The 6,486-nt window shown below is 65.5% G+C and carries 7 protein-coding genes and 2 pseudogenes; 4 read left to right on the top strand and 5 right to left on the bottom strand.

All coding sequences use genetic code 11. The features are described from left to right. From CCN51_RS19460 to CCN51_RS60025, 4 genes and pseudogenes are all read right to left on the bottom strand, one after another. Window positions 1–542: AfsR/SARP family transcriptional regulator (locus tag CCN51_RS19460; protein ID WP_170061322.1), on the bottom strand; the 542-nt coding region annotated here is incomplete at its 3' end. Window positions 543–763: 221 nt separating this feature from the next. Then, window positions 764–967: a hypothetical protein gene (locus CCN51_RS19455; protein ID WP_014173969.1), complete on the bottom strand. Its 204-nt coding sequence runs from the start codon at window positions 965–967 to the stop codon at window positions 764–766. After that, a complete protein-coding gene (locus tag CCN51_RS19450; RefSeq protein WP_425444768.1) occupies window positions 964–1,425 on the bottom strand; it encodes an integrase core domain-containing protein in 462 nt (153 codons plus the stop codon). The genes CCN51_RS19455 and CCN51_RS19450 overlap by 4 nt, the downstream gene beginning before the upstream one ends. A gap of 12 nt (window positions 1,426–1,437) precedes the next feature. Next, window positions 1,438–1,854, bottom strand: a pseudogene (locus tag CCN51_RS60025) (winged helix-turn-helix domain-containing protein); the annotation flags it as partial. A gap of 312 nt (window positions 1,855–2,166) precedes the next feature. Here CCN51_RS60025 and CCN51_RS19445 point away from each other — a divergent pair. The 4 genes and pseudogenes from CCN51_RS19445 to CCN51_RS60020 all read left to right on the top strand — a co-directional run bounded on the left by CCN51_RS19445 (window position 2,167) and on the right by CCN51_RS60020 (window position 5,848). Then, window positions 2,167–2,904, top strand: coding sequence for a thioesterase II family protein (locus CCN51_RS19445; RefSeq protein WP_043486213.1), 738 nt, complete (start codon window positions 2,167–2,169; stop codon window positions 2,902–2,904). Window positions 2,905–2,997: 93 nt separating this feature from the next. Beyond that, window positions 2,998–4,251 carry a crotonyl-CoA carboxylase/reductase gene (gene ccrA / locus CCN51_RS19440; protein WP_014173973.1) on the top strand — a complete coding sequence of 418 codons (1,254 nt, stop codon included), beginning with the start codon at window positions 2,998–3,000 and terminating at the stop codon, window positions 4,249–4,251. Between the two features lie 173 nt (window positions 4,252–4,424). Then, window positions 4,425–5,260 (top strand): annotated as a pseudogene (locus CCN51_RS19435) (beta-ketoacyl synthase N-terminal-like domain-containing protein); the annotation flags it as partial. Window positions 5,261–5,347: 87 nt separating this feature from the next. Next, window positions 5,348–5,848 (top strand): beta-ketoacyl-[acyl-carrier-protein] synthase family protein, encoded by a 501-nt coding sequence (locus tag CCN51_RS60020; RefSeq protein ID WP_425444767.1) that lies wholly within the window; start codon window positions 5,348–5,350, stop codon window positions 5,846–5,848. Here CCN51_RS60020 and CCN51_RS60015 read toward each other — a convergent pair. Further along, entirely contained in the window at window positions 5,836–6,261 is a 426-nt protein-coding gene (locus CCN51_RS60015) for an integrase core domain-containing protein (protein ID WP_014173975.1), read from the bottom strand. The two genes, CCN51_RS60020 and CCN51_RS60015, sit on opposite strands and share 13 nt — an antisense overlap. Window positions 6,262–6,486 lie beyond the last annotated feature (225 nt).

The following is a 6,486-nucleotide window of genomic DNA, read 5'->3' as shown; positions in this document are numbered from 1 at the left end:
TCGGTCCGCCTGCCGGACCGATAGAGGGCAAGCATCAGTTGAGCCCAGATCTGTTCATGAAACGGATACTGTTCCGTCAACTGACGTAGCGGTGCGATCAGGCCGCGATGCCCGCCCTTGCGTAATACCACATCATTTCTCGCGGCCTCGATGTCCAGCCTGCGGTCGTGAAGTTGAGGGACATTCACCCTGTGCAGGAATTCTGATTCGACATCCGCCAATGCTGGACCACGCCATTCGGCCAATGCCTGGTCGAATGACGTCTCGGCGACGTCCAGCTCACCCGACGCGGAAGCGGCCAGCCCCTGTGCGGCCAGGGACTCGAACCGCCCCACGTCGAGATCCTGGTCCGGGATCCGCAGTACGTACCCGGTCGATGTGGTCCCGATCAGCGGTGGCTCACCCAGCAGCTGCCGCAGCCGCATGACATACACGCGCAGCGCGGAGACCATCCGCCGCGGCACATCGTCCGACCAAGCGCTCTGAGCCAACTCGTCGATCGACACTGGTCGGTTGGCGCGCAACAGCAATGCCGCGATCACAGAGCGCTGCTTGGCGGCCGTGACCGGGATCTTGTACTCACCCCGATGTACTTGGAGGGAACCCAGTAGACGGAACCTGAGTCTCGAATTCCTGATGCCGGGTGCCGCGCCGTCAGTCGCCGGCCCTCGTTCCTTGCGATCCACTCAAGGTCCCCCCGTCTCCGCCCACCCCGACTCCACAGGTCATGTCAAGATCGCACTTCATCGACCTTTAGTCTGCCTTACACGCATTGCCCTGGTCGCTTTGCGATCTTCCGCAGCGCGGCGGCGAGCTCCGGCAGCGCGTGGCCGTCCAGGTAGTCGAAGACGTGCCGTCGCACGCCGACCAGGTGTGTCGGCCAGGCCTGCTCCAGGCGGGCGAGACCGAACTCGGTCAGGACAGCGTTCCAGCCTGTGCCGCTCGAAAAGTCATCGCTGCATGTCATGCCGCGTATCTGTACTCGTTGATGAGGCCGCCGAGGATCCGGGTGCGCAGGGCTTTGCTGGTGCTGAGGCCATGCGCCGCGGCGGGTTGTTCGTGGGCGTCGGGTGGTAGCTGGTTGCGGGCCTGGTGGGGTCGGTGTTCGTTGTAGTGCCGCTCGTAGGCCGCGAGGACGTGGCGGGCGTGGGCCTCGTTCATGATGAGGACGTGGTCGAGGGCTTCGCGTCGGATGCTGCCGATGATGCGTTCGCAGTGCGCGTTCATGCGGGGAGCCTGTGGCGCACTGTTGAGGATCTCCATCTCCTCGGCCTCGAAGACGGCGTCGAAGGCCTCGCTGTACTTGCCATCGCGGTCGCGTAACAAGAAGCGCAGGGTCTCGATGCGTATGCCCAGGTCGACGGTGAGATTCCGCGCCTGCTGCACTGCCCGGTCCCGGGTCGGGTGGGCGGTGACCCCGGTGATGTGCAGCCGCCGACCGGTGATGGCTTCCTCGTTGCGCTCCACCGCGCGCCGGGTCGGGACCTGGTGGCTGAAGCCGTGCCGGTGCATCTGCGCGATGGCCGAGAGCGTCATGCTCTTGTGGAGCCGACGCCCGATCAGCGTCTTGATCCGCGCCAGCGTCCAGGTCTGGTCCGGCCAGCCATGCGCTACCGGTTCCTTGGCCAGTTCCTGCTCCGGCACCGCGAACAGCGCCTCACTCAGCTTGGGCCTGGACGCCGGCCCTTTCGACGTCAGGACTGACGGTCCACCGTGCCCACATGCCTGGCGCCACCGCCGTACCGACCGCACGCTGACACGTAGCTCCTTCGCGACCGCGCCATTGTCGTGTCCCAGGGCGAATAACTCGGCTGCCTGCATCCGGCTGCCGCTGGACTTCGACGAGTCCGACATCACTTTGCGCACTGACCGCCGCAGTAGGGGTGTCGGGGTGAGGCTGATCCCCTACAGGGATAGGGGCTCGGCTCCCGCTTACGAGCCGGTATTGATTACGTAGGGGTTGTCCGGCTGAAGCAACGCCGCCACGGTAGGAGCCAATGAGATTCCGACAGGACAGCGGGCGACCGGGGGCTCGACGCGAATCCTCTTGAGTCCGGCGCCCGCAGATCATGGTGAGACTTGCCCCGGGTTCCGCAAGGGCCGCGGGCGGATGCTCACCGGCGTCGTGATCCAACCACGCCAACCGCCGGAGGGATTTAGTCCACCATGGCATTAATAGGCGATCTGTGGGTACGCCGCTACCACCCTGCGCCGCATGCCCGGCACCGACTTCTCTGTCTGCCGTATGCCGGAGGGTCCGCGAGTTACTTCTTCCCGGTGTCGAGTGCGTTGTCACCTGAGGTCGACGTTCTCGCGATGCAGTATCCCGGGCGTCAGGACCGTCGTAACGAACCCTGTGTCGAATCGGTGGAGGAACTCGCCGATCTCCTGGTCGATGTTGTCAAACCCTGGGCCGATCGTCCGCTGTCTCTGTTCGGCCACAGTATGGGGGCCTCCGTGGCGTTCGAGCTGGCGTTGCGTCTGGAGGATCGCGGCATCGTGCCGCACGGCCTGTTCGCCTCCGGACGACGTGCCCCTAGCGCCCACCGCGACGAACGCGTCCACCAACGCGACGACGATGGCCTTCTCGCGGAACTCAGGCGTCTCGACGGAACCGGCTCTCACTTGCTTGACGACGAAGAGATGCTTCAGGTGATCCTCCCGGTGGTCCGAAGCGACTACCGGGCCGCCGAGACCTATCGCTACAGGACCGGCCCGAAGCTCACCACGCCGATCATCGCACTGGTCGGTGACGACGATCCGAAGGTCACCACCGACGAGGCCCAAATGTGGCGCGACCACACGTCCGGCCCGTTTGAGCTCGAAGTGTTCCGCGGCGGCCACTTCTACCTCAACGCGCACGTGAGCACGGTCATCGACCGGATCCGCACTCATCTCGGCTGACCGGCGTGCATCGCGTGAATCGATCGCATTGAAGGGCCGCCAGTTTTCGAGCTGGTCCTCGAGAATACTCGACACTGCACAAAGGAGTCGCTCGTGTCCAAGTCGCTGTATGAACTCGGTGAAGTTCCGCCGCTTGGAGTGGTTCCCGAGAAGATGTATGCGACTGTCATCCGGCAGGACCGCTTCGGAGAGCCTGCCGAGGCGATGCAGACCGAAGTCATCTCGGTGCCGAAGCCTGGCTACGGCGAAGTGCTCGTGTACGTCATGGCCGCGGGAATCAATTACAACAATGTATGGGCATCCTTGGGCGAGCCCATCGACGTCATCGCGATGAGACAGAAACTGTACGGCGCGCGTGAGGATTTCCATATCGGCGGAAGCGACGGCTCCGGGGTCGTCTGGGCCGTCGGCGAGGGCGTCAAGCAGTTCAAGGTCGGCGACGAGGTCATCATCTCCGGGGTGACGTGGGACGAGACAGCGGAGGACATCCGCATGGGGGCCGACACGCTGGCCTCGAAGTCCGTCACCGCATGGGGCTACGAAACGAACTTCGGCTCATTCGCCCAGTACGCCCTCGTCCGGGATCATCAGTGCCACCCCAAGCCCGCGAACCTGTCGTGGGAGGCGGCCGGCGGTTTCCTGGTCACCGGCGCCACGGCCTACCGGCAGTTGACCTTCTGGACGCCGCACGACGTGCGGCCGGGCGATCCCGTGCTGATCTGGGGCGGCTCCGGTGGGGTCGGCTCGGCGGCGATCCAAATCGTGAAACTGCTCGGCGGCATCCCCATCGCCGTCGTCTCCAGCCCCGAACGCATCCAGTACTGCCTGAACCTCGGTGCCAAGGGCGTGATCGACCGCCGGGAGTTCAGCCACTGGGGACGGCTGCCCGACCTCGACGACACGGCTGCCGGCAAGGCGTGGACGGCCGAGGCGCGTCGGTTCGGCGCGAAGATCTGGGAGATCCTGGGGGAGCGCCGCAACCCGCGGATCGTCATCGAGCACCCCGGGCAGGACACCCTGCCAACGTCGATGTTCGTCTGCGACCACGGCGGCATGGTCGTCCTGTGCGGCGGTACCAGCGGATACAACGGTGACGTGGACCTGCGCTACCTGTGGATGCGCAGCAAGCGGCTGCAGGGCTCACACGCCTCGAACACGAGGGAGAACCGCGCGGTCATCGGGTTGATGGCCGACGGCCGCCTGGACCCGTGCATCACCTGGTGCGGCTCGTTCCACGAGATCGGCCAGGCCCACCAGATGCTCTACGCCAATCAGCAGGGAATGGGTAACTTGGCCGCACTCGTGAATGCCGAGTCCCCGGGGCTGACGTCGCTCCAGTTGGACTGAACGCAGTGCTGGAGCCGTCCTGTTCCGGCAGGCGGCTCCCGAATACAAGCCCAGTTCCATGTATCGCGCGAATGTGATTCCTCTTTGGACAGCGTTGATTCGAAGCGGTCCGTTCCATCTGATGTCCATTTTCTGGGGTTGGCTAGGGGTAGCGTGCGGATTCTCTCTCCAGGATGCGAAACGCTGCGGTCTCACGGGTTATCGGTACCGGCTGCCGTTCATCGCCGTCCGGGAGTGGGGGGTTGATCTGCGTGGGAGATGAGGAGAAGTATCTCGACTACCTGAAGCGGGTGACGGCCGATCTCCGGCGCACGCGTCGTCAACTCCAGGTGGCCGAGATGCGTGAGCGGGAGCCCATCGCGATCGTCGCGATGGCCTGCCGCTACCCGGGCGGTGTGAGCTCGCCGGCTGACCTGTGGCAGCTCGTGACCCGCGGTGGCGACGGAATCACCGGATTCCCCGACGACCGCGGTTGGCCGGAGGAGTCCGGCTACGCGAACGGGGGCGGGTTCGTCGACGGCGTCACCGACTTCGATGCCGGGCTGTCCGGGATCTCCCCCCGCGGGGCCCTGGCGATGGATCCGCAACAGTGCCTGCTCCTGGAAGCCGCGTGGGAGGTCGTCGAGCGGGCCGGGTCGACCCACGCTCGCTCAACGGCAGCCGGGCCGGGGTGTTCGTCGGTGTCTCCGCCTCGGGATACGGCGAAGGCGCGCACGCGCTCCCCGAGGGCGCCTCGGCGCACCTGGCCATCGGCAACGCGGCCAGCGTCGTGTCGGGGCGCGTCGCATACGTGCTGGGCCTGGAGGGCCCGGCGGTCACCGTGGACACGGCCTGCTCCTCTTCACTCGTCGCTCTGCACCTCGCCGTCCACGCCCTGCGTGCGGGTGATTGCGACCTGGCGTTGGCCGGCGGCGTCACGGTCATGTCGTCGCCGAGTGTGTTCGCGGAGTTCAGCCGCCTCGACGGCCTGGCGTCGGATGGGCGGTGCAAGGCGTTCGCCGCGGCAGCCGACGGCACGGGCTGGGGCGAGGGAGTCGGCCTGCTGCTGGTGGAACGCCTGTCGGACGCGCAGCGGCTCGGGCATCCGATTCTCGCGATGGTGCGCGGCAGTGCGGTCAACCAGGACGGCGCCCAACGGTCCGTCGCAGCAACGCGTGATCCGGCAGGCGTTGACGAGCGCCGGGCTGTCTCCAAGTCGAACATCGGTCACACGCACGCCGCCGCGGGCGTGACTGGTGTGATCAAGATGGTGCAGGCCATGCGCCACGCGGTCCTCCCGGCGACGCTGCACGTGGACGAGGCCACCCCCCACGTGGACTGGACCGCGGGCGCCGTCGAACTGCTCACCGAAGCCCGGCCGTGGCCGCAGGACTCTGTCGCCCGATTCGGTCGACCTGGCGAAACCGGTGGGCTGCTGGCGATGAACGCGCAGGTGACGCTGATCGAATGGGGCCTCAACACGAATCGGGCGACAGAGTCGCACAGGGTCCGGATCGGCAGCAGCGACCATACGGCAGCGCTGCTTCAAGAACCTGGTCCGATCAGTGGTAGCGAACGGGTGTACTTGGGCTGCCACCAGCGGATTCAAGGTTTGTGACAGGATTCGGCAAGTCCGGCTAGGCACCCTGGATGCCTAAAACCAGGCCGAGGGCCAGGAGCCGGAGAGCCACCCTGTTCGAACGTGTTCCGAACGAGGTTTCTCCGGCAGCCAGCGCTCCACGGCCACAACTCGTCGGATCGCAGAGAATTGGGAAACGATGCGCATACGTCGGACACTGGCAGGTCATGCACCGCGGCAGGTTGTTCGTGAACGTTGGGTGGTACCTGGTTGCGGGCTTGGTGGGGTCGGTGCTGGTTGTAGTGCCGCTCGTAGGCGGCGAGGACGTGGCGGGCGTGGGCATCGTTCATGATGAGGACGTGGTCGAGGGCTTCGCGGCGGATGCTGCCGATGATGCGTTCGCAGTGCGCGTTCATGCGGGGGGTCCGGGGGAGCGAGATCGCCGCGCTCATTTCAGGGCCCCTCGCCGTAAGGGGCTTGGAGAATGTCTCGGGGTGGTCATGGCGCTGATTGACGGCGCCATGAGTGTAGGGGCTTCATCGATGATGGCCATCTAGTGGTGGACTTCGACCGAGGCAAAAGATCAACGGGGGATTTTTGCAAATCTTTTGCAGTTGTCACTGTTCTGCCCTCTTTGTCATGCCTTCAAGGCTCCCGTAGGGGAATTTTGTGTGCGG

The sequence above is a fragment of the Streptomyces milbemycinicus genome, assembly GCF_002154605.1.
GTDB lineage: Bacteria > Actinomycetota > Actinomycetes > Streptomycetales > Streptomycetaceae > Streptomyces > Streptomyces milbemycinicus.
This window is presented reverse-complemented; position numbering and strand designations above follow the sequence as displayed.

Excerpts from the sequence above, each read along its gene's own strand:
- CCN51_RS19455 (WP_014173969.1), bottom strand. The coding sequence starts at position 967 with ATGACATGCAGCGATGACTTTTCGAGCGGCACAGGCTGGAACGCTGTC.
- CCN51_RS19445 (WP_043486213.1), top strand. The coding sequence starts at position 2,167 with ATGGCATTAATAGGCGATCTGTGGGTACGCCGCTACCACCCTGCGCCG.
- CCN51_RS60020 (WP_425444767.1), top strand. The coding sequence starts at position 5,348 with ATGGTGCGCGGCAGTGCGGTCAACCAGGACGGCGCCCAACGGTCCGTC.
- CCN51_RS60015 (WP_014173975.1), bottom strand. The coding sequence starts at position 6,261 with ATGAGCGCGGCGATCTCGCTCCCCCGGACCCCCCGCATGAACGCGCAC.